Here is a 20,396-nt window from a genome sequence, read left to right as displayed (position 1 = left end):
TGTCGCGGCGAAAAATGGCGCGCAAGCCGGGGTCTTATGCCGTTTGCGGTGTGAAAAGATACGGCGATGTAACCGGCGTGAGAGGATAGGGCGCGCCTTATGGTGCCGCCCGGCGTCAGATCAGCAGGAATGCGGTGCGCGGCGAAATGGCTCTCGCCGCGCGATGCTCAGACTTCTTCGATGCGGATTGCGACCGGCTCACCCTCGACGACGCGGGTCGCGGGCAGCGCGTTGATCGCCGCGTCGATCGCGTCGCGCGTCGTCTTGTGGGTGACAATCAGCACCGGAGCCGAGGTGTCGGCATGGCCGTATTGGCGCATCCGGCTGATCGAGACGCCCGCCTCGCCCAGAACGGTCGCGACTTTCGCCAGCGCGCCGGGTTTGTCCGACAGCTGCAGGCGCAGGTAATAGGGTGCCGCAATCGCGGTCACGGCGGGGGTGGGGGCCTCGAGCTTGTCGGCGGGCTGGCCGAAGACCGGCAGCCGCAGCCCGCGTGCGAGGTCCATCACGTCGCCCATCACGGCGCTCGCGGTCGGGCCTTCGCCCGCGCCTGCGCCACGCAGCACGATCTGGCCGACCGAGTCGCCTTCCAGCACGGTCATGTTCGTCCCGCCGGTCAGCTGTCCCAGTGGCGAGGTGGCGGGCACGAGGCACGGCGTCATGCGCTGCTCCAGCCCGCGGCCGGTCATCTGCGCGACGCCCAGCAGCTTGATCTTGTAGCCCATATCGCCCGCGCGGCGGATATCGTCGATCGAGATGCGCCCGATCCCTTCCAGCGTCACGTCGTCGAAGGCGACCTGCGTGCCAAAGGCGATGGCGGCGAGGATGGCAAGCTTGTGGCCCGCGTCGATGCCGCCCACATCGAGGTTCGGATCGGCCTCGAGATAGCCAAGCGCGCGCGCCTCCTCGAACACCGTGTCATAAGGCAGGCCAGCATCTTCCATCCGTGTCAGGATGTAGTTGCAGGTGCCGTTCATCACGCCCATCACGCGGCGGATGCCGTTGCCCGCAAGCCCTTCGGTCAGCGTCTTGATGACCGGGATGCCGCCTGCGACGGCGGCCTCGTAGCGGATCGTGCGGCCGAGGCTTTCGGCGAGTTCCGCCAGCGCCTGACCGTGGTGCGCGAGCAGCGCCTTGTTCGCGGTGACCACGTCCTTGCCCGCTTTCAGCGCGGCTTCGGTGGCGTCCTTCGCGGGGCCTTCATGGCCGCCCATCAGTTCGACAAAGACGTCAATATCGTCGCGCTGCGCGAGCGTCACCGCATCGTCTTCCCATGCATAGCTCGACAGGTCCGCATCGCGGTTCTTGGTGCGGTCGCGCGCCGAGACGGCGGTGATTTCGATCGGGCGGCCCGCGCGGGCTTCCAGCAGATCGGCATGGCGCTGCACGATCTTCACCACACCGATGCCCACGGTGCCGAGACCCGCGATGCCAAGACGCAAGGGTGCGGTATCGGAGACGGCGGACATAGGGACCTCATGAGCGAAACTTGGTGGTTTGCGCCCTGTTAGCGGGAAAGCGCAGGCAGGGCAACGCGGCGTGCGGCTTCAACCGCGCCGTGGCGAGATTTTATTGGCTGCGCATCGTGTCTGCGCGGGCGCGCAACGCATCGGCGCGCGCCTCCAGCTCGGGGGCCGGATCGGGGGTGAGAGGTTGATCGGTCAGGATCTCGTCCATCGGCAGCAGCGCCGGATAGCCCTCCGTCGACCGCTTCGAACAGGCGGTCAGCGAGGCCAGCAGGGCAAACAGGGCGATCAGGGCAGGGGCGCGCATGGTCTCTCCTCTCGGGACGCTGCCAAACTATTGCGCGCGCGGCCCCATTGCCAGTGCCGATTGGACCGCAAATCGGGTTTGATATTGAACGCTTGTTCAGTTAGCGTCGGTATCATGGCACGCAAGACAGGCTCCCATTCCGAGATTACCGGCCCGAAGATCCGCGCCGAGGCGCAAAGGCTCTTTGCGCGGTACGGCTTTGCCGCCGTTTCGATGCGCCAGATCGCGGGCGCGGTGGGGGTGCAGGCGGGGGCTCTCTACCTCTACACGCCCGACAAGGAAGCGCTGCTTTTCGATCTGCTCAAGACCCATATGGACGAGCTGATCGCCGCATGGCGCGCCGAGTCTGCCGGGGGCGACGCCCATGCGCGGCTGGAGCGTTTCGTGCGCTTCCACATCCGCTTCAACCTCGAGCGGGCCGAGGCTGTGTTCCTCAGCTACATGGAACTGCGCAACCTGAGCCCGGAGAATTTCGCGGTGATCGAGGGGCTGCGCAAGACCTACGAGACCGAGCTGGAAGAGATCCTGAAGGCGGGGCAGGACGAAGGCGTGTTCCTAATCCCGGACACGAAACTCGCGACGATGGCGATCATCGCGATGCTGACCGGCGTGAATACATGGTTCCGCGAAGGCGGACGCCTGAGCCGCGCCATGGTCGCCGATATCTACTGGGATATGGTGCGCAAGTCCGTGGGCGCCTGAGCCATGTGAAAGGGCGGCCGAAGCCGCCCTCTCTTTATGCGATCGATTGCCCGATTTGACTCAGCCGGGCGACAGCGGAGCCTTCGGAGGATCGAATTTCAGGCTGTGAATACCGCCGAAGCCTTCCCAACCGCCGTTGAAGAACAGATCGCCGCCAACGGTCCAATGTTTGCCCATCAGCCCGCCCGTGCCGAACCAGCCACGGCTGCCATAGCCCATGCCCAGCTCGGCCATCGCGTCGTCCTGACCGGCGACACCCGCGAACTTGATCTTGCCCTGCACGGGCCCCGGGCCCATGCCGAGATGCAGCGAAAGTTTCGCCCCGTGGATGTCACCATCCGGATCGAGGTCGTAATTCATCGCCCCGAACACCCCTTCGAGGCCGCTCGCGCCCGGGCCGAAGGTCCAGTTCAGACCCACAAACCCCTTTGTATCATTCGCTAGCGCGGCGCTTGCGAGGCAAGCAGTCACCGCGGCAATCGTCATCATGCGTTTCATGGCACACTCCACACTTGGTGTTAACGCTGGCTCCAGCCTCACGCGGAAAATCACACCACGCAATGATTTGTGTCACTTTTGCGGGATTTCCTCTGCGCTGCGTCAGGCGCGCAACGCAGCCAGCGCCTCGGTCAGATCGAGTGCCCCGTCATAGATCGCGCGCCCCGAGATCGCGCCCGCGATCACGCCGGTGTCGCGCAGTGCGATCAGGTCGGGCAGGGAGGAGACCCCACCGCTCGCGATCACCGGGATCTCGACCGCGCGCGCCAGCGCCTCGGTCGCGGCGATGTTCGGTCCACCCATAGCGCCATCGCGCATGATGTCGGTGTAGATGATTGCGGCGACGCCCGCGTCCTCAAACGATTTCGCCAGATCGGTGACCATCACATCGGTCTCTTCCGCCCAGCCCTTGGTCGCCACTTTGCCGTTGCGCGCGTCGATTCCGACGGCCACCTGGCCGGGGAAGGCTTTCGCCGCGTCGCGCACCAGATCGGGGTTCTCGACTGCGACGGTCCCGAGGATCACCCGCGCAAGCCCTTTATCCAGCCAGCGCTCGATCGTCGCCATGTCGCGGATACCGCCGCCCAGCTGTGCGGGCACCTTGACGCGCGACAGGATCGCCTCGACGGCGGCGGCGTTCACCGGCTCGCCCGCGAAGGCGCCGTTGAGGTCCACCAGATGCACCCATTCGCAGCCCGCCGCCTCGAATTTGGCCGCCTGCGCCGCGGGGTCGTCGCCGAAGACCGTGGCCTTGTCCATCTCGCCATGCAGCAAGCGCACGCATTGGCCATCCTTGAGGTCGATCGCGGGGTAGAGGATCATCGGGGCTCTCCTGATTTGTCGCGTCGCCTCTTGCCACGGGTTCGCGGATTTTCCAAGCCTGACGCGGACGTCACGTCAGTCTTGCCGGGAATCGGTCTTGCATGGCCTGATGCGGCCAGCAGGCAAAAGGGAGGAGATTTGCCATGAAGACATTGATGATCGCCGCGGTGACTTTGGCATTGGGCGCAGGCGCGGCGCTGGCCGACCCGATCGAGGGCACCTGGAAGACGCAGCCCGATGACGGCGCCTATGCCTATGTGGATATCGCGCCCTGCGGTGCGAAATTCTGCGGGACCATCGTGCGCACCTTCAAGGGCGGCAGCGAGTACAAGTCGGAGAATCTCGGCAAGCAACTCGTGATCGGAATGGAGCCCCAGGGCGACAACAAGTACAAGGGCAAGGTCTGGCGTCCGTCGAACAACAAGATCTACCTCGGCAAGATTACCGTTCAGGGCAACGCGATGGCGCTGGCGGGTTGTGTGGCCGGCGGCCTCTTCTGCAAATCGCAGGACTGGCAGCGCGTGAAGTGACTTTTCTCCCCGGCCTTGCGCGGATGCGGCGGGCCGGGATTTCTCGCCGGACTTAGTCCGGGATCAGATCGGCATAGGCGAAGCCGTCGCGCATAACGGTTTCGCCCACCCGCACCGGGATCGCCGCGTCGAAGATCGGGCCCGCACTGACGGCGGTGTGAAACTCGCCATTCTCGCCGCAGGGATCGACGCCTTCAGGTAGATCGGCCAGCAGGCTTTCATCGAACCGCCGCCCCGCGAAGCTTCGCTCGAGCTTGCTCGGGTCCACCGTCACCAGATGCGTGACGAACCCCGCCGCGATCATCTCACGCGCCAGCTGATCCGTAGGGCGCTGCCAGAGCGGAAACAGCGCTTCGACGCCGAGCGGCTTCAGCTTCTCGATCCGGTAATCGCGCACGTCTTCGAGGAAGAGATCGCCGAAGACCATCGTCTCTACGCCAAGCGCCTTCACCTGATCCATGGCAGAGGCCATCCGCGCCTCGTAATCCTCGTTCGAGCAGGGCCAGGGAAGCGGCACCTCGATCAGCGGCAGGCCCGTGGCCTTCGCCTGACGGCGCAGCAACTCATTGCGGGTGCCGTGCATCGCGACCCGGTCGAAAGCCTCGTTGGTCGTCGACAGCAGCGCCACGACATCCGCGTGGCCTTCGGTCCGGCAAGCATGCAGCGCCATCGCGCAATCCTTGCCCGACGACCACGACAGAACCGCCTTGGGGGCCATCAGGGCTTCCAGCCGAGGAAATTCGCAATCAGCCGCAACCCGGTCGCCTGCGACTTCTCGGGGTGGAATTGGGTGCCCACGATATTGTCACGGCCCACGATCGCGGTGATCTCCGCACCATATTCGGCATAGGCCAGACGGTGCTCAGGCTCGGCTACGTTGAAGTGGTAGCTATGCACGAAATAGGCGTGATCGCCGGTGTTGATGCCGCTCAGAACCGGGTGATTGTAGCCGACCACCAGATCGTTCCAGCCCATATGCGGGACTTTCATCGACGGATCGGAGGGTTCGATCTTCACCACTTCGCCGGGGATCCAGCCGAAGCCCTCGGTCTCGCGGAATTCCAACCCGCGCGTCGCGAGCATCTGCATGCCGATGCAGATCCCGAGGAAGGGGCGGCCCTTCACGGTCACCGCCTCCTCGATCGCCTGCGCCAGCCCCTCGAAGCGATAGAGCGCCGCGCTGCAGGACGGAAACGCCCCGTCGCCCGGCAGCACGATCCGGTCGGCGCGCGCGACGACGTCGGGCTCCGAGGTCACGACGATCGTGCCGTGACCCGTCTCGTTCGCCATGCGCTGAAACGCCTTCTCTGCCGAGTGAAGGTTGCCCGAATCGTAATCGACCAGTGCCGTGAGCATCAAAGCGCCCCTTTGGTCGAGGGCAGCACGCCGCCCATGCGCGGATCGGGCTCGACCGCCATGCGCAGGGCGCGGGCGACCGATTTGAACGCGGCTTCGGCGATGTGGTGGCTGTTGAAGCCATGCAGGCGGTCGATATGCAGCGTGATCCCGCCATGGGTGGCGAGGGCCTGGAAAAACTCGCGTACCAGCTCGGTGTCGAACGTGCCGATCTTCGGGGTGGGCATGTCGCAATTCCACACGAAGAACGGCCGCGCGGACAGATCCAGCGCGCAGGAGACCTGCGTGTCGTCCATCGCCAGTGCGAAATGGCCGTAGCGGCGGATGCCGCGCTTGTCGCCAAGCGCCTGCACCAAGGCCTGACCCAGCGCGATCCCGGTATCCTCGACCGTGTGGTGATCGTCGATATGCAGATCGCCCTTCGCCCGCACGGTCATGTCGATCAGCGAGTGCCGCGCGAGTTGGTCGAGCATGTGGTCGAAGAAGCCCACACCCGTTTTGTTGTCATACTGACCGGTGCCATCGAGATCGATCTCGACGCTGATCTCGGTCTCGGCGGTGTTGCGGCTGATCGTGGCCTTGCGCATTGGGCGCCTCCTTGAAACTCATTGCCTTATAGGCCGGGGCAGGGGGCGCGCTCAAGCAGGCTGCTGTCGATTGCAGGATCGGTGCGGCGGAAAAACAAAAGCCTCCCCGAAGGGAGGCTTTTTTGTATTGGAGCGGGCGAGGCGATTCGAACGCCCGACCCTAACCTTGGCAAGGTTATGCTCTACCCCTGAGCTACGCCCGCATCCTTGGGTATTTGACCGAACTGGAGCGGGCGAGGCGATTCGAACGCCCGACCCTAACCTTGGCAAGGTTATGCTCTACCCCTGAGCTACGCCCGCGCCGGTTCGGTGGAGGCGGATTTAGGGGATAGCGGCGTAGGCTGCAAGAGGAAATTTTGCGCGAAGGGGAAAATTTCTGCCTGACGTTTCGGCAGGCGGCAGTGAGGTGCGTTGGAAGCGCCTCGCGAGGTAAGAGGACCGCAAGCCGGCGGGCTCAGGATGCGCCAAGCGAGGGGGCTCTGCCCCCGCTGGCTGCGCCAGTCCCCCCGGGATGTTTGACCCAAGCCGAAAACGAAAAATGCCCGACTCGATCCGCAGAAGGGCGGGCGAGCCGGGCACTTTCGTCTTGGGCGGTCATCGGCGTCCCCGCCTGTTCCGCGATTCTTTGTTAACGCAGCTGTCGTTAAGACTTCGTTGCGCGCCTTCGACTTGGTGGAAATATCCCGGGGGGCGCGCGGAACGCGAGCGGGGGCAGAGCCCCCTCCATGCATCAGGTCAGTTCAGCGCCCGCCAGCCGATATCGCGGCGGCAGAAGCCTTCGGGCCAGTCGATCGCGTCGACCATCGCGTAGGCGCGGTCGCGCGCTTCCTGCAGGTTCGCGCCGCGGGCTGTCACGTTGAGAACCCGGCCGCCGCTCGCGACGATCTTGCCGTCTTTTTCGGAGGTGCCAGCGTGGAAGACCATGTGCGAGCCGTCCTCGGGCAGCGCGTCGAGGCCGCCGATCACCGAGCCTTTCTCATAGGCGCCGGGATAGCCCTGTGCCGCCATAACCACCGTCATCGCATGATCGGGCGCCCATTGCGCCTGCACTTCGTTCAGCCGCCCTTCCGCGCAGGCCAGTAGCAGGTCGAGCGCCTGTGCGCCGAGCCGCAGCATCAGCACCTGACATTCGGGATCGCCGAAGCGTACGTTGTATTCCACGAGACGCGGCTGGCCGTTCTCGATCATCAGACCGGCATAAAGGACGCCCTGAAAAGGGGTGCCGCGCTTGGCCATCTCGGCGACGGTGGGGCGGACGATCTCGTCCATCGCCTTCGCCTCGATCTCGGGGCTCAGGATCGGGGCGGGGGAATAGGCGCCCATACCGCCGGTATTCGGGCCGGTATCGCCTTCGCCGACACGTTTGTGATCCTGCGCGCCGCCGACGGCCAGCACGTTCTCGCCGTCACAAAGCACGAAGAGAGAGGCTTCCTCACCCTCCATGAATTCCTCGATCACGACTTCCGCGCCCGCGCTTCCGAAGGCGCCGCCGAAAATCTCGTCGATGCCGTTGAAGGCCTCATCGAGCGTCATCGCGACGATCACGCCCTTGCCGGCGGCCAGACCGTCTGCCTTGACCACGATCGGGGCGCCCTGTTCGCGGACATAGCCCTTCGCGACTTCCGCGCTGGTGAAGCGGGCATAGGCTGCGGTGGGCGCGTTGCAGGCGTCGCAAATCTCTTTGGTGAACGCTTTCGAGGCTTCCAGCTTCGCGGCCTCCGCCGAGGGGCCGAAGGTCAGGATGCCCTGATCGCGCAGCGCATCGGCCACACCCGCGGCGAGCGGCGCTTCCGGCCCGATCACCACGAAATCGATCGCATTCGCTTCGCAAAGTTCGAGCACCGCCGCCGCATCGCTCGGGTCGATCGCCGCGCAATCGGCGATCTGCGCGATCCCGGCATTGCCTGGGGCCACGATCAGCCGGTCGCATTTCGGATTTTGCTTGATCGCCCAAGCAAGTGCATGTTCGCGCCCGCCGCCGCCCAGAACCAGAATGTTCATCGCTCGCCCCCTTGGCCTTCGCTTTGCTGCCTTCTAAGCTGCGCGAAACCCCGAGGCAAGGCGCCCCGGACCAACGCGAAACAAGGCGGGCAGATGGACCTTCTCGACGACGAAAACGGCTCGAACGCGCATGACTACACGGTCTCCGAGATCTCGGGGGCGGTGAAGCGGGTGATCGAGGGGGAATTCGGCCGCGTCCGGGTGCGCGGCGAAGTAGGCCGTGTCTCGACGCCGCGCTCGGGCCATATGTATTTCGACCTAAAGGACGACCGCTCGGTGATCGCTGCCGTCAGTTGGAAGGGGCAGGTGGCGAAAATGCAGGTCCGCCCAGAGGAGGGGATGGAGGTCATCGCCACGGGCCGGATGACGACCTTCGCGGGCCAATCCAAATACCAGCTGATCGTCGAGAATGTCGAGCCGGCGGGCGCAGGCGCGCTGATGGCGATGCTGGAGGCGCGGCGCAAGGCGCTGGCCGCCGAGGGGCTGTTCGATGCGGGCCGCAAGAAGCCGATCCCGTGGCTGCCGCGGGTGATCGGGGTGGTGACCTCGCCCTCGGGGGCGGTGATCCGGGACATCCTGCACCGCCTCGCTGACCGCTTCCCGCGCCATGTGCTGATCTGGCCGGTGGCGGTTCAGGGGCAGGCTTGCGCTCCGGAAGTGGCGCGCGCGGTGCGGGGCTTCAACGCGCTGGCGCCGGGCGGGAAAATCCCGCGCCCCGATCTGATCATCGTCGCGCGCGGCGGCGGCTCGATCGAAGACCTCTGGGGCTTCAACGAAGAGGCCGTGGTCCGCGCCGTGGCCGAAAGCGACATCCCGGTGATTTCGGCGGTGGGCCACGAGACCGATACGACGCTTGTGGATCACGCCGCCGACCGGCGCGCGCCCACGCCCACCGCCGCAGCTGAGATGGCGGTGCCGGTGCGCGCCGAACTGGCCGCCTGGCTGTCGGAGGCGCAGACGCGGATGATGCGGGCGGCGCGTGGGCGGCTCGATCAGCGGGGCCAGCGACTGCGCGATCTGGCCCGTGGTCTGGGCCGTCCCGAGGCGCTGACGCAACCGGCGAGGCAAAGCTTCGATCTCTGGGCCGAGCGGCTGGGGCCTGCGCTGCGCACGCTGGTCCTGCGCAAGAATACCCGTTTCGCGCCGCTGGCTGCGCAAATCTCGCCGAACCTGCTTCGGCGCTTCATCCGGGATCGGTCGCGGGAGATCGACGGACTGTCGGCGCGGCTCGCTCCGGCACCTGCGGCGCGGATGCGGCGCGCCAAGCAAGATCACACGCAGCTTGCGCGGCGGTTGGATGCGGCGCGGGTGCGGATGATCGGCGATGCGCAAAGGCGCAACCGCGAAGGGGCGGAGCGGCTGACGGGACTGGAAACCCGGCTGGAGCGATGCCTGCCCGCACGGATCGAAGCGCAGCGCGAACGGCTCGAGCGGCTCGACCGGATGCGCCAGACGCTGGGCTATCGAGAGACGCTCAAGCGTGGTTATGCGGTGGTGCGCGGGCCCGACGGCGTGGTGACGTCGCAGGTGGTGGCGGAGAAACAGTCCGGTCTCGAGATCGAGTTCGCCGATGGCAAGCTCGCGGTCATTCCGGGCGGTGGCGGCAGTGCGACGCCGCCGAAGCCGAAGAAGAAAAAGCCCGATCCGGGACCGTCTCAGGGTAGCCTGTTCTGAAACCTATACGCCGACGTCCGGCCCCTGACAGATCAGCGGGTCGTGGCTTTCCGACAGGCTCACCAGTGGTTCCTGCGAGGGATCTCCCTTGAACTGCGCGACCAGCCCCTTCGCCGTGTCATAGAAGGTCCAGCATTGCAGCGGCGCGTATTCGCCGTAATCGAAGCAGATATACTGCCCGTCCTGATACCAGTCACCTTCCTTGCATTCGCTTTCGGTGAAGGCCCAGATCACCTTGTGGCCGGGCTTGTATTGCTCGGACCCGTAGGGCTGGCCGAAGACCGAATAGGTGATGGTGCGCCCGACGGTGCGCTGATCGAACTGCTCTGCATTGAGAGGCGGACCGAGCGGGTCGGCCGCAGCTGACAGGTTCGGCGCGAGGGCCAGCATCAGGATCAGTATCGGCCGCATCGAGGGAGGCTCCGGCTGTTGCATTGATCCAACCTGCCAGATCGCGGCCCGCTTGCCTAGCGCGCGCTCGCCCTTTCGGCGCCGCGTGGCTCGTCCTGCTGCAGCGCCTTCACGCGCTTGTCCATGACGCGGTGCCAGAGCGGCGGGAACAGCGCCAGCGCCGCCATCGCGGGTAGGCTGCGCGGCAGGACGGGCCGTTGCGGCTCGGTCAGATCGCCAAGCCGAAGGGCGGGATATTCCCGCGCCGGATGCGCATGGTGATCCGAATGGCGCGGCGCGTTGAGCATCCACAGCGAGGTGATCGGCGCGGGCGCGTCCCAGCTGTGATGCGCATCGACCGGATCGAAGCTGCCATCGCCCCGCCGCCGCCGCGACAACCCGTAATGCTGGACGTAATCGGCGAGCAGGATCTGCAGCTGCGCATAGGCGCAGAGCAGGATATAGGCCACCACGCCCTCGGCCCCGAAGAGCAGTCCGAACAGCACCGCGAACCACAGCCCGCCCAGCAGATAGGACGGGTAGGGGCCGAGCCGCGCGATCCTCGCCTTGATCTGCGCGCTCAGCGGTGCGTTCGGATCGATCGCGGGCAGGCGGGCGAAGCGGTTGCGCTCCATCTCGTAGCCGCCGACGAAGCTACCGATCCAGGCCCGGGGCGCAAAGGACCAGAAGCCCTCGCCAAGCTGTGCCGAGTTCGGATCGTCCGGCGTAGCGACGAAACGGTGATGGACCAGCCGATGCGCCGAGGTGTGATGGCCGAAGAGCAGCGAGATATAGACCCATTTGCCCAGCAGAAACAGCCGTTTGTCCGGCCGGTGGATCAGCTCGTGCGCGTTGGAATTCGACACCTGTCCGAAGAACAGCCCGAAGGCCAGCCAGACCGCGATCCAGCTCGGGCCCTCCAGCATCGTATGTCCTGACATCGCCGCCACGCCGAGCACGAGCAGCACGAAATGCACCACCGCCAGCGTCGTCGACAGCGCATCGGCCGCCGGGAATTCCGAGCCCTCCGGCGCATCTGGAGAGGGATGCTTCAGTGCCTCGTCGAGGAGGAACATGCACAGCGCGATCCAGACCAGCGCCGCCCTGGCCGCGAGCCCGCCGAAGACGCCCGCCACCAGCAAAAGCGGCACCGGCAGAAGCGTCACGACCGCGAAGCTGTCGACGCCCGGAATCTCGCGCGAGAGCCGCAGCAGATTTGCAAACGAACCGCGAAGGCGGCGCTTGCGCGTCGGGTCATTGCCTTGGGTCACGTGCTGCGGGTCCGGTTCGCTCGACATGGGAAGTTCCATCGTTTTGCGCCATTCTTTCGGCGATTTCGACCATTTTGTGACTCAGCTTGCGGGGGCGGGGCTTTTCTGCGCCAGATGTGGCGATGATGTCCGCAGCTCCGATCAGCCTCGTTATCGCCGCCGTCTTCGCGGCAATCTACCTCGTACGCCATGCGGGGGCGGGGGAAAGCAGCGCGAAAACCCTCGTGAAGACCGCCTCCGTCGTAGCGCTGATCCCGATGGCGGCCGCCCTGGGCGCGCCGCTTGCGATCCTCGCGGGGCTCGCCCTTGGTGCAGCGGGCGACTTCGCCCTGTCGCGCTCTGGCCAGCGCGCCTTCCTGATTGGCATGGCAGCCTTTGCGGCGGGGCATCTGGCCTATCTGATCGGCTTTCTCGAGATGGGCGCGCAGCCCTCGGCATGGACCATCCCTCTCATCGCCCTGGGACTCTCGGCGGAGTTCTGGCTGCTGCCGCGGACGGGCGGGCTGTGCTGGCCGGTGCGGGCCTACATCTGGATCATCGTCGCGATGGCGGCGGTGGCGATGGGCCTGCCCGCGGGCTATCTGCTGGTGATCCTGGGTAGCCTCGCCTTCGTGCTTTCCGACCTGATCCTCGCGCTGGAGATGTTCGTGCTGCACGACGCCGGACGTAAGCGGATCGCGGCGCGCGCGCTCTGGGTGCTCTACTGGGGCGGTCAGGCGCTGATCGGCTGGGGCGCGGGATCGGGTTTCGCCGGGGGATAAGCCTTCCATCCGGGACTGCGATGAACTAGGTGGAGCGTAAGGAAAGGCCTGATCCATGTCGTTTTTCAAAAAGCTCAAATCGCGTCTGACGCGTTCTTCCTCAAAGCTCGAGCAGGGGCTCGAGGATATCGTCGCCGAGAATGCCTCCAGTGAAGACGAGGTCGCCGAGACGCCGGAACCTTCGGCGCCCGCGACGCCCGCAGAGACCTCCCCCGAGGCCGCGCCGCGGAGCCGTGCCGAACCCGAGCCCGAGCAGGAACCCGAGCCCCGGCATGATGAGACGATCAACCTCCCCGATCCGACGCCGCCCGCACCCGGCTACGTGCCCGCGCCGGTGACCGAACCGGTCGAAGAGGAACACGCGCAGATCGCAAAGGCACCGCTCGACGTCGAGCCCGCGCCCGAGCGTCCCAGCTCCGAGTCGAAGAAGCCCGGCCTTCTAGGCCGCATCTTCGGCGGCGGAGAGGCGAAACCCGCCGAGCCGCGCCGTGTCCTCGATGACGAGATGCTGGAAAGCCTCGAAGAGCTGCTCATCGCCTCAGACATGGGCGTCGACACCGCGCTGCGCGTCTCGGCAAACCTTGCCGAGGGGCGGATGGGTCGCAAGCTCTCGGTTTCCGAGATCAAGGGGCTTCTGGCCCAAGAGGTCGCCCGGATCATGGAGCCGGTCGCGAAACCTCTGCCGCTTTACCCCAAGAAGCCGCAGGTCGTGCTGGTGGTGGGCGTCAACGGGTCGGGCAAGACCACGACGATCGGCAAGCTCGCCTCGCAATTCCGCGCAGCCGGCAAGCAGGTCGTTATCGCGGCGGGTGACACGTTCCGCGCAGCCGCCGTCGAACAGCTTCAGGTCTGGGGCGATCGCGCCGGCGTGCCGGTCCTGACCGCGCCCGAAGGTTCCGACCCGGCTTCGCTAGCCTATGACGCGATGAAGAAGGCCGAGGCCGAGGGGGCGGACCTTCTGATGATCGACACGGCAGGCCGGTTGCAGAACCGCGCCGATCTTATGGAGGAGCTGGCGAAAATCGTCCGCGTGATCCGCAAGGTCGACGAGACCGCTCCGCATAACACGCTTCTCGTGCTCGATGCGACGACGGGGCAGAACGCGCTGCAGCAGGTCGATGTCTTCCGCAAGATCTCGAACGTGTCGGGGCTGGTGATGACCAAGCTCGACGGCACTGCGAAAGGCGGCGTGCTGGTCGCGCTGGCCGACAAGTTCGGCCTGCCGATCCACGCGATCGGGGTGGGAGAGCAACTCGACGATCTGGCGCCCTTCGATCCGGAGGAATTCGCGCAGGCCCTCGTGGGCCTCGAAGACTGAACCCGCGATTTGGGGGCGCTGCCCCCCGCGCTTGCGCGCGCCCCCCGGGATATTTGTGCAAGCCCGAATAGAGCCCTGCGCCTTTCCTCTTCCCCTTGGTGGAAATATCCCGGGGGTGAATGGCCCTGAGGCCAGAGGGGGCAGCGCCCCCTAGCGCCCGAGATCACGAAGGACTTCCCCTTGAGCGACTGGATCATATCTGTCTCGGGCACCGAGACCGGCAAGCACCTCGCGCTGGGCCTCGCGCTGCTCGCGGCCTTTCTGCACGCGCTGTTCGGGGCGTTGCAGAAGGGGCGGCACGACCCGTGGCTCAGCCGCGCCGCGATCGATGCGAGCTACGGGATCATCGCGGCCCCTTTCGCGCTCTTCGTGGTGCCGTGGCCCGAGCCCTACATGTGGCCGATCTTCGTGGGCGTGTTCTTCATCCATGTCGGCTACAAGCTGCTGCAGGCGGCCTGCTACCAGCGTGGGGCCTATACGGTGGTCTACCCGGTCGTGCGTGGTACCGGGCCGCTTTTCGCGGTGATCGGGGCGGGGATTATCTTCGGAGAGCATTTCACGATCGGCCAATGGGCCGGGGTGGCCACGCTTCTTGCCGGGATCTACGGTCTTGCGATCTACAACCTGCGCAATGTGACGGTCGATCGAGAGACGATGGTGCCGGCGCTGATGCTCGCCGTGGCGACCGGTGCCTTCGTCGCGCTCTACACCACCTATGACGCCTATGGCATCCGGGCGACCGCCGATCCCTTCACCTTCCTGGCGTGGTTCTTCTTCATCGACGGCTGGTTCATGCCGATCTTCACCGCGCGGCGCTGGACGAAGCTGCCGAGTTCGGAAATGGTGCCGCTCATCAAGAGGGGTGTTATCGGCGCGATTGTTGCTTATTTCTCCTTTGGCTCGATCATGTTGGCGACACGGCTCGACAAGGTGGGCGAGGCGGCGGTGCTGCGCGAGACCTCGACGGTCTTCGCAGCCCTCATCGGCTGGCTCGTGCTGGGCGAGAAAGTTGGGCCGCGGCGTACGGCCCTGATGGCGCTGATCGCGGCGGGGGCCGTGATCGTTGAGATAGCAGGCAGGTAAAGGCAGATGGCAGAGAAAAAGATTTCCCCGTGGGTGAAAGCGGCGCTCGACTGGGGGCCGCTCATCGTCTTCTTCGTCGCCTTCAACCGGCTCAAGGACGGCACCTACGCGATCCTCGGCACCGACTATTCGGGCTTCGTCGTGGCCACCGCGCTGTTCATCCCGTTGATCGCCGCCTCGACGCTGATCCTGTGGGCCTTGACGCGCAAGATCTCGGCGATGCAGATCGCGACGCTGGTTCTGGTGCTGATTTTCGGCGGGCTATCGGTCTGGCTGAACGATCCGACCTTCTTCAAGATGAAGCCGACCATCATCTATCTGCTCTTCGCGGGTATTCTCGGGGCGGGGCTGATCCGCGGCAAGGCGTGGTTGCAGCTGGTGATGAACGAGGCGATCCCGATGGCGCATGAGGGCTGGATGATCCTGACCAAGCGCTTCGTGGGGCTGTTCCTCGCGCTCGCGGTGGCCAACGAGATCGTCTGGCGCACGATGTCGGACGAGATCTGGGTCGATTTCAAGACTTTCGGCTTGCCGATCATCCTGATCGTCTTCATCATGTCGCAGACCAAGCTTTTCGAGCGCCACGGCATCGAAAAGGAAGAGGGGGACGAGGCGGAGAAGTAACTCCGACCTGTCCGCGCCCGCCGCGATCCGTTACACCTGTCGCGACTGTCAAAGCCGGAGCCTCTCATGAAAATCGCCACCTTCAACATCAACGGCATCAAGGCGCGCCATCAGGCGCTGGTCGATTGGCTGAAGGAGGCCGAGCCGGACGTGGTCCTGCTGCAGGAGATCAAGTCGGTCGACGAGGGCTTCCCCTGCGAGCTGTTCGAGGACCTCGGCTACGCGGTCGAGACACATGGGCAGAAAGGTTTCAACGGCGTTGCGATCCTGTCGAAACTGCCGCTGGAGGATGTGACGCGGGGGCTGCCCGGCGATGAGGGTGATGAGCAGGCGCGCTGGATCGAGGCGACCGTCGTCGGCGAGAAGGGCGCGGTGCGGCTCTGTGGCCTCTATCTGCCCAACGGCAACCCGGTGGAACTCGACGATGCGGGGCGACCTGTCGCGGGCGGCAAATACGCCTACAAGCTCGCGTGGATGGAGCGGATGCAGGCGCAGGCCGAGGCGCTGCTGGCGCTGGAAGAACCCTTCGTGATGGCGGGCGATTACAACATCATCCCGCAGGACGAGGATGCCGCGAAGCCCGAAGCGTGGCGCGGCGATGCGCTGGCGCTTCCGCAAAGCCGCGAGGCGTTCCGCCGTATCCTCAATCTTGGCTTCACCGAGGCCTTCCGTGCCCGGGTGCAGGGGCCGGGGCACTACTCGTTCTGGGACTATCAGGCGGGCGCCTGGCAGAAGAACAATGGCATCCGGATCGACCATCTGCTGCTGTCCCCGCAGGCGGCGGACCTGTTGCGCGATGTCGGCATCGACAAGGAAATCCGCGGCCGCGACAAGCCCTCTGATCACGTTCCGGTCTGGATCACGCTCGACGTCTGATCGCGGTTGCCGCAACGTCATTTCCTCGGCCTCGCCGCGACTGTGCATAGTGGCGGCGAAAGAGAGGAGACCCCAGATGCAAGACCAGATCAGCCGGCACCCGGTGCCGCAACTCGCCGACATGCCAGAGGATATCCGCACGCGGATCGAGGCGGTTCACGAGAAGGCCGGGTTCATCCCGAACATCTTCCTCGCCCTGGCGCATCGCCCCGACGAGTTCCGCGCCTTCTTCGCCTATCACGACGCGCTGATGGAGCGGCCTGGCAACCTGACGATCGCCGAGCGCGAGATGATCGTCGTGGCGACTTCGGCGGCAAATGAGTGCCAGTATTGCGTGATTGCACATGGGGCGATCCTGCGCATCCGCGCCAAGAACCCGCTGATCGCCGATCAGGTCGCGGTGAATTACCGCAAGTCCGACATCACGCCGCGCCAGCGGGCGATGCTCGATTTCGCGATGAAGGTTAGCCTGCGGGCGCAGGAGGTCGAGGAGGCTGACTACGAAGCGCTGCGCGCCCATGGTTTCACCGATGACGATATCTGGGATATCGGCGGGATAACGGCGTTCTTCGGCCTGTCGAACCGGCTGGTGAACATGGCTTCGATCCCGCCGAACCCCGAGTTCTATGCGATGGGGCGCTGAGCGCCTCTGGTCTTCGCCCATCCGCGCGGTCTAGGGTCTGGCAAGATCAGAAAGAGGGCCAGCTAGGAGGAACGCGCGATGGGCGAGATCTTGATCCGGAGCGCCGAGGTGGTCGTCACGATGGACGGCGCCCGGCGCGAGTTGAAGGGCTCGGATCTGCTGCTGCGCGACGGCCAGATTGCAGCTGTCGGGCCGGGGCTGGAAAGCATGGGCGAGGTGGTCGAGGCCAAGGGCTGCGTCGTCACGCCGGGGCTCGTGAACACCCATCATCACCTCTATCAGACGCTGACCCGTGCGGTGCCGGGCGGGCAGGATGCGCTGCTCTTTGGCTGGCTGCAGACGCTCTACCCGATCTGGGCGAAGATGGGTCCCGAGGAGCTCCGCGTCTCGGCGCAGGTCGGACTGGCGGAATTGGCGCTGACCGGCTGCACCACCAGTTCCGATCACCTCTACATGTATCCGAATGGCGCGCGGCTGGAGGACACGATCCACGCGGCGGCGGAACTGGGGGTGCGCTTCCATCCCACGCGCGGCGCGATGAGCATCGGCGAGAGCGACGGCGGCCTGCCACCTGATAGCCTGGTCGAGCGCGAAGAAGCGATCCTGAACGACTGCATCCGGGTCGTCGACGCGTTCCACGATCCCAACGAAGGTTCGATGTGCCGGGTGGGGATCGCGCCCTGTTCGCCGTTTTCCGTCTCGCGCGAGCTGATGCGCGACGCGGCGCTGCTCGCGCGCGACAAGGGCGTTATGCTGCACACCCATCTTGCCGAGAATGATGAGGATATTTCCTACAGCTTGGAGCAGTTTGGCTGCCGGCCGGGGCAATATGCCGAAGATCTCGGTTGGACCGGCGAGGATGTCTGGCACGCGCATTGCGTGAAGCTGGATGCGGGCGAGATCGACCTGTTCGCGCGCACGCAGACCGGGGTTGCGCATTGTCCGTGCTCTAATTGCCGTCTGGGCTCGGGCATCGCGCCGGTGCGCCAGATGCGCGATGCGGGGGTTAAAGTGGCGCTTGGCGTCGATGGCTCGGCCTCGAACGATGCAGGGAGCCTCATCGGCGAGGCGCGCATGGCGATGCTGCTGCAGCGGGTGCAAAACGGCGCCGACGCGATGGCCGCGCGCGAGGCGCTGGAGATCGCGACGCTAGGTGGCGCGCAGGTTCTGGGCCGTCCCGATTGCGGGGTCCTCGCGCCGGGCAAGCGGGCAGATGTGGCAATCTGGGATGTCTCGGGGCTGGCGGCGGCAGGCGCGTGGGATCCGGTCGCGGCGCTGGTACTCTGCGGGCCGCCCAAGGTGAAACACCTCTTCGTCGAGGGCCGACAGGTGGTGCGCGACGGGCAGGTTGTGACGATCGACCTGCCGCGCGTGATCGAGACGCAGAACCGCCTCGCATCAGCACTCATGGGCTGAATTTCTCGCGCCGCACGGCCCCGGCGGCGCTGGCGATCCGCAGCAGGCGGCGACGGTCGCCTGCAAGGGCAGACTCCATCAACCCCGAGAGGCCTCCGCGCGCCTTCAGATGCGGCGCGAGGTCGGAATGGCCGAGATCGGGGAAGATCAGGTGATCGACATTTGATGCGTGCGGGAAGGGCATCGCCTGCGCCAGATCGTCCTGCGCGCCGTGACACAGGATCGCCCAGCAGGTCGCGGGCGGAAGCGGAGTCGTCTCGCGCGCGAAGGTCGCGATCTGTCTCGTCCACTCGCTCCATCGAGCCTCCCCCGGCACGACGCCCGGTTTTACCGAGAATTGCGGAGACAATGCCAGCACCACGTCAACCGGGATCACCTCCGCTGCGACCAGCGCCGAGACCGCGCCCATCGACAGCCCAATGGCAGCGATCCGGGTCACGGGGCGGCGGCGCCGCACCTCTGTCAAGGCTGCACGCAGGGCGGGGGCGAAGCCAGGATCGTTCGTCCAGCTTCGGCTGTCGTCGCTGATGAACAGCGCCCGGCGTGGGAAGCCCGGCGTGCCGCGCCCCGTGGCGGTGGCGACGAATTCCGGTGCGGGCGGGCGGCTGGGATCGTGTCCGATCGAGGCGAAAGAGATGACCAGATCGTCGCCGCCACCGTCAAGTAAATCGACCGTGAAAGGCGCGCGGGCGTAGATCCTCTCGAAGGCAGGATCGGTCAATGCAGCCGCTTGCCCGCGACCCAAGTTCCCGCGATGGCGCGGTCGTCGCCCATCATGATCGTCGGGAAGATCGCCTCCCAGACGTCGTTCGCACGGTCGGCACGCTGCGAGATGGCAGGCGTCGAGGCGAGGTCGACCGCGATGAAATCCGCCTCCATTCCCGGCGCCAGCGCGCCGATCTTGTCGCTCATCCGCATCGACTTGGCCGAGCCTTGCGTCGCCAGCCACCAAAGCTGCGCGGGATGCAGCGGCTGATGCGTCAGCTGGCCGATCTCGTAAGCTGCGGCCATGGTGCGCAGCATCGAGAAGCTCGACCCGCCGCCGGTATCGGTGGCCAGCCCGATCCGCTGCCTCTCGGCAAGACGTGTCGGCCAGTCGAACAGCCCCGAGCCGATGAAGGTGTTAGAGGTCGGGCAATGGATCAGCGCCGCGCCGACCTCCTTGATCCGGTCGGCTTCGCGCGGCTCCAGATGGATCGCGTGGCCATAAAGCGCGTTCTCGCCCAGTAGATCATAGGTCTCGTAGGTGTCGAGGTAATCGCGCGCGGTGGGATATAGCTCGCGGACCCATGCGATCTCGTCCACCTGCTCGCTCAGATGGGTTTGCATCAGGCAATCGGGATGTTCCGCCCAGAGCGCCCCCAGCGCGGCCAGCTGATCGGCCGACGAGGTGGGCGAGAAGCGCGGCGTGATGACATAGCTCAGCCGGTCCACGCCATGCCATTTCTGCAAGAGGACTCGGCTGTCGTCATAGGCCGATTGCGGCGTGTCGCGCAAAGCTTCCGGCGCGTTGCGGTCCATGCAGGTCTTGCCCGCCGCCGCCCGCATCCCGCGCGCCTTCGCGGCTGCGAAGAAGGCTTCGACGCTGACGGGATGGATCGTGCAATAGCTGCACATCGAGGTGGTGCCGTTCATCAGCGCCAGATCGAGATAGCGTGTCGCGATCTCTTCAGCATGGGCGGGATCGGCGAAGGAAATCTCCTCGGGGAAGGTGTAGGTGTTGAGCCAGTCGATCAGGCGCTTGCCCCAGCTCGCGACGATCGCAGTCTGCGGATAATGCACATGGGCGTCGACGAAGCCGGGCGACAGCAGATGATCGCCGTGATCGGTGATCTCGGCCTGCGGATGATCCTCGCGCAGGTCGTCGGCCTCGCCTACGGCGGCGATAAGGCCGCCCTCGACCAGCACGCCACCGCGCCGGCGATGTGCAACCACTTCGGGCCCTTCGACGAGCGCGTCGCCGCGATATTCCAGAACCTGCCCAAGATGCAGTTCAGCCATCATTCTCTCCTGTCCGACGCGTCATGCTAGGGCGGGGCGGGGCGAAGGTAAATCTCTGCCGTGGCGGCGC

General features: G+C 65.7%; 22 protein-coding genes and 2 tRNA genes. 10 read left to right on the top strand and 14 right to left on the bottom strand.

Annotation, left to right across the window (positions count from 1 at the left end; translation table 11 throughout):
- Positions 1–167 precede the first annotated feature (167 nt).
- Both B6V74_RS02965 and B6V74_RS02960 read right to left on the bottom strand, forming a co-directional pair.
- Positions 168–1,469 carry a homoserine dehydrogenase gene (locus tag B6V74_RS02965; protein WP_088721918.1) on the bottom strand — a complete coding sequence of 434 codons (1,302 nt, stop codon included), beginning with the start codon at positions 1,467–1,469 and terminating at the stop codon, positions 168–170.
- A gap of 100 nt (positions 1,470–1,569) precedes the next feature.
- Positions 1,570–1,773, bottom strand: a complete 204-nt coding sequence (locus B6V74_RS02960) for a hypothetical protein (RefSeq protein ID WP_088721917.1) — start codon at positions 1,771–1,773, stop codon at positions 1,570–1,572.
- 114 nt (positions 1,774–1,887) lie between these two features.
- Between B6V74_RS02960 and B6V74_RS02955 the strand changes: the two genes are divergently transcribed.
- Positions 1,888–2,475, top strand: a complete 588-nt coding sequence (locus tag B6V74_RS02955; RefSeq protein WP_088721916.1) for a TetR/AcrR family transcriptional regulator — start codon at positions 1,888–1,890, stop codon at positions 2,473–2,475.
- A gap of 60 nt (positions 2,476–2,535) precedes the next feature.
- Here the strand turns inward: B6V74_RS02955 and B6V74_RS02950 are convergent, their stop codons facing one another.
- Together B6V74_RS02950 and hisA are read right to left on the bottom strand one after the other, a co-directional pair.
- Complete coding sequence (locus B6V74_RS02950) at positions 2,536–2,973, bottom strand: hypothetical protein (RefSeq protein WP_088721915.1); 438 nt, start codon at positions 2,971–2,973, stop codon at positions 2,536–2,538.
- 102 nt (positions 2,974–3,075) lie between these two features.
- Entirely contained in the window at positions 3,076–3,795 is a 720-nt protein-coding gene (gene hisA, locus B6V74_RS02945) for a 1-(5-phosphoribosyl)-5-[(5-phosphoribosylamino)methylideneamino]imidazole-4-carboxamide isomerase (RefSeq protein ID WP_088721914.1), read from the bottom strand.
- 143 nt (positions 3,796–3,938) lie between these two features.
- Between hisA and B6V74_RS02940 the strand changes: the two genes are divergently transcribed.
- The gene (locus B6V74_RS02940) at positions 3,939–4,325 is read left to right on the top strand and encodes a DUF2147 domain-containing protein (protein WP_075776130.1); all 387 of its coding nucleotides are present in this window, start codon (positions 3,939–3,941) and stop codon (positions 4,323–4,325) included.
- 52 nt (positions 4,326–4,377) lie between these two features.
- Here B6V74_RS02940 and B6V74_RS02935 read toward each other — a convergent pair whose 3' ends face one another.
- The 6 genes from B6V74_RS02935 to purD all read right to left on the bottom strand — a co-directional run bounded on the left by B6V74_RS02935 (position 4,378) and on the right by purD (position 8,269).
- Positions 4,378–5,043, bottom strand: coding sequence for an adenine nucleotide alpha hydrolase (locus tag B6V74_RS02935; RefSeq protein WP_240497033.1), 666 nt, complete (start codon positions 5,041–5,043; stop codon positions 4,378–4,380).
- Positions 5,043–5,681: an imidazole glycerol phosphate synthase subunit HisH gene (gene hisH / locus B6V74_RS02930; protein ID WP_075776128.1), complete on the bottom strand. Its 639-nt coding sequence runs from the start codon at positions 5,679–5,681 to the stop codon at positions 5,043–5,045. Before hisH ends, B6V74_RS02935 begins: the two co-directional genes overlap by 1 nt.
- On the bottom strand, positions 5,681–6,268 hold the full coding sequence (gene hisB, locus B6V74_RS02925) for an imidazoleglycerol-phosphate dehydratase HisB (RefSeq protein ID WP_088721912.1): 588 nt from the start codon (positions 6,266–6,268) through the stop codon (positions 5,681–5,683). Before hisB ends, hisH begins: the two co-directional genes overlap by 1 nt.
- A 128-nt stretch (positions 6,269–6,396) precedes the next feature.
- Positions 6,397–6,471: transfer RNA gene (locus B6V74_RS02920), tRNA-Gly, on the bottom strand.
- A gap of 22 nt (positions 6,472–6,493) precedes the next feature.
- Positions 6,494–6,568: transfer RNA gene (locus B6V74_RS02915), tRNA-Gly, on the bottom strand.
- A 435-nt stretch (positions 6,569–7,003) separates the two neighbouring features.
- A complete protein-coding gene (gene purD, locus B6V74_RS02910) occupies positions 7,004–8,269 on the bottom strand; it encodes a phosphoribosylamine--glycine ligase (protein ID WP_088721911.1) in 1,266 nt (421 codons plus the stop codon).
- Between the two features lie 93 nt (positions 8,270–8,362).
- Between purD and xseA the strand changes: the two genes are divergently transcribed.
- Positions 8,363–9,943 carry an exodeoxyribonuclease VII large subunit gene (xseA, locus tag B6V74_RS02905; protein WP_088721910.1) on the top strand — a complete coding sequence of 527 codons (1,581 nt, stop codon included), beginning with the start codon at positions 8,363–8,365 and terminating at the stop codon, positions 9,941–9,943.
- A gap of 3 nt (positions 9,944–9,946) precedes the next feature.
- On the opposite strand, the gene B6V74_RS02900 is transcribed toward xseA, so the two are convergent.
- Together B6V74_RS02900 and B6V74_RS02895 are read right to left on the bottom strand one after the other, a co-directional pair.
- Positions 9,947–10,354: a hypothetical protein gene (locus B6V74_RS02900; RefSeq protein ID WP_075776124.1), complete on the bottom strand. Its 408-nt coding sequence runs from the start codon at positions 10,352–10,354 to the stop codon at positions 9,947–9,949.
- A gap of 56 nt (positions 10,355–10,410) precedes the next feature.
- Positions 10,411–11,631, bottom strand: a complete 1,221-nt coding sequence (locus tag B6V74_RS02895) for an alkane 1-monooxygenase (RefSeq protein ID WP_088721909.1) — start codon at positions 11,629–11,631, stop codon at positions 10,411–10,413.
- A 95-nt stretch (positions 11,632–11,726) separates the two neighbouring features.
- On the opposite strand from B6V74_RS02895, the gene B6V74_RS02890 reads away from it, so the two are divergent.
- From B6V74_RS02890 to B6V74_RS02860, 7 genes are all read left to right on the top strand, one after another.
- Positions 11,727–12,365 (top strand): lysoplasmalogenase, encoded by a 639-nt coding sequence (locus tag B6V74_RS02890; protein ID WP_088721908.1) that lies wholly within the window; start codon positions 11,727–11,729, stop codon positions 12,363–12,365.
- A 55-nt stretch (positions 12,366–12,420) separates the two neighbouring features.
- Positions 12,421–13,683, top strand: coding sequence for a signal recognition particle-docking protein FtsY (ftsY, locus tag B6V74_RS02885; protein ID WP_088721907.1), 1,263 nt, complete (start codon positions 12,421–12,423; stop codon positions 13,681–13,683).
- A gap of 180 nt (positions 13,684–13,863) precedes the next feature.
- On the top strand, positions 13,864–14,766 hold the full coding sequence (locus B6V74_RS02880; RefSeq protein ID WP_075776122.1) for an EamA family transporter: 903 nt from the start codon (positions 13,864–13,866) through the stop codon (positions 14,764–14,766).
- A gap of 6 nt (positions 14,767–14,772) precedes the next feature.
- Positions 14,773–15,390: an inner membrane-spanning protein YciB gene (locus tag B6V74_RS02875; protein ID WP_075776121.1), complete on the top strand. Its 618-nt coding sequence runs from the start codon at positions 14,773–14,775 to the stop codon at positions 15,388–15,390.
- A 66-nt stretch (positions 15,391–15,456) separates the two neighbouring features.
- Positions 15,457–16,266: an exodeoxyribonuclease III gene (gene xth, locus B6V74_RS02870; RefSeq protein WP_088721906.1), complete on the top strand. Its 810-nt coding sequence runs from the start codon at positions 15,457–15,459 to the stop codon at positions 16,264–16,266.
- Positions 16,267–16,342: 76 nt separating this feature from the next.
- Positions 16,343–16,909, top strand: a complete 567-nt coding sequence (locus B6V74_RS02865; RefSeq protein ID WP_075776119.1) for a peroxidase-related enzyme — start codon at positions 16,343–16,345, stop codon at positions 16,907–16,909.
- Positions 16,910–16,987: 78 nt separating this feature from the next.
- Positions 16,988–18,325 (top strand): 8-oxoguanine deaminase, encoded by a 1,338-nt coding sequence (locus tag B6V74_RS02860; protein WP_088721905.1) that lies wholly within the window; start codon positions 16,988–16,990, stop codon positions 18,323–18,325.
- On the opposite strand, the gene B6V74_RS02855 is transcribed toward B6V74_RS02860, so the two are convergent.
- Complete coding sequence (locus B6V74_RS02855; RefSeq protein ID WP_088721904.1) at positions 18,315–19,046, bottom strand: hypothetical protein; 732 nt, start codon at positions 19,044–19,046, stop codon at positions 18,315–18,317. The two genes, B6V74_RS02860 and B6V74_RS02855, sit on opposite strands and share 11 nt — an antisense overlap.
- Positions 19,043–20,326, bottom strand: a complete 1,284-nt coding sequence (guaD, locus tag B6V74_RS02850; RefSeq protein ID WP_088721903.1) for a guanine deaminase — start codon at positions 20,324–20,326, stop codon at positions 19,043–19,045. The genes B6V74_RS02855 and guaD overlap by 4 nt, the downstream gene beginning before the upstream one ends.
- Positions 20,327–20,396: the final 70 nt, after the last annotated feature.

This window comes from Thioclava sp. F42-5 (assembly GCF_002213195.1).
Classification (GTDB): Bacteria; Pseudomonadota; Alphaproteobacteria; order Rhodobacterales; family Rhodobacteraceae; genus Thioclava; species Thioclava nitratireducens.
The sequence above is the reverse complement of the archived record's forward strand: the minus strand, read 5'-3'. Positions and strand labels throughout refer to the sequence as shown.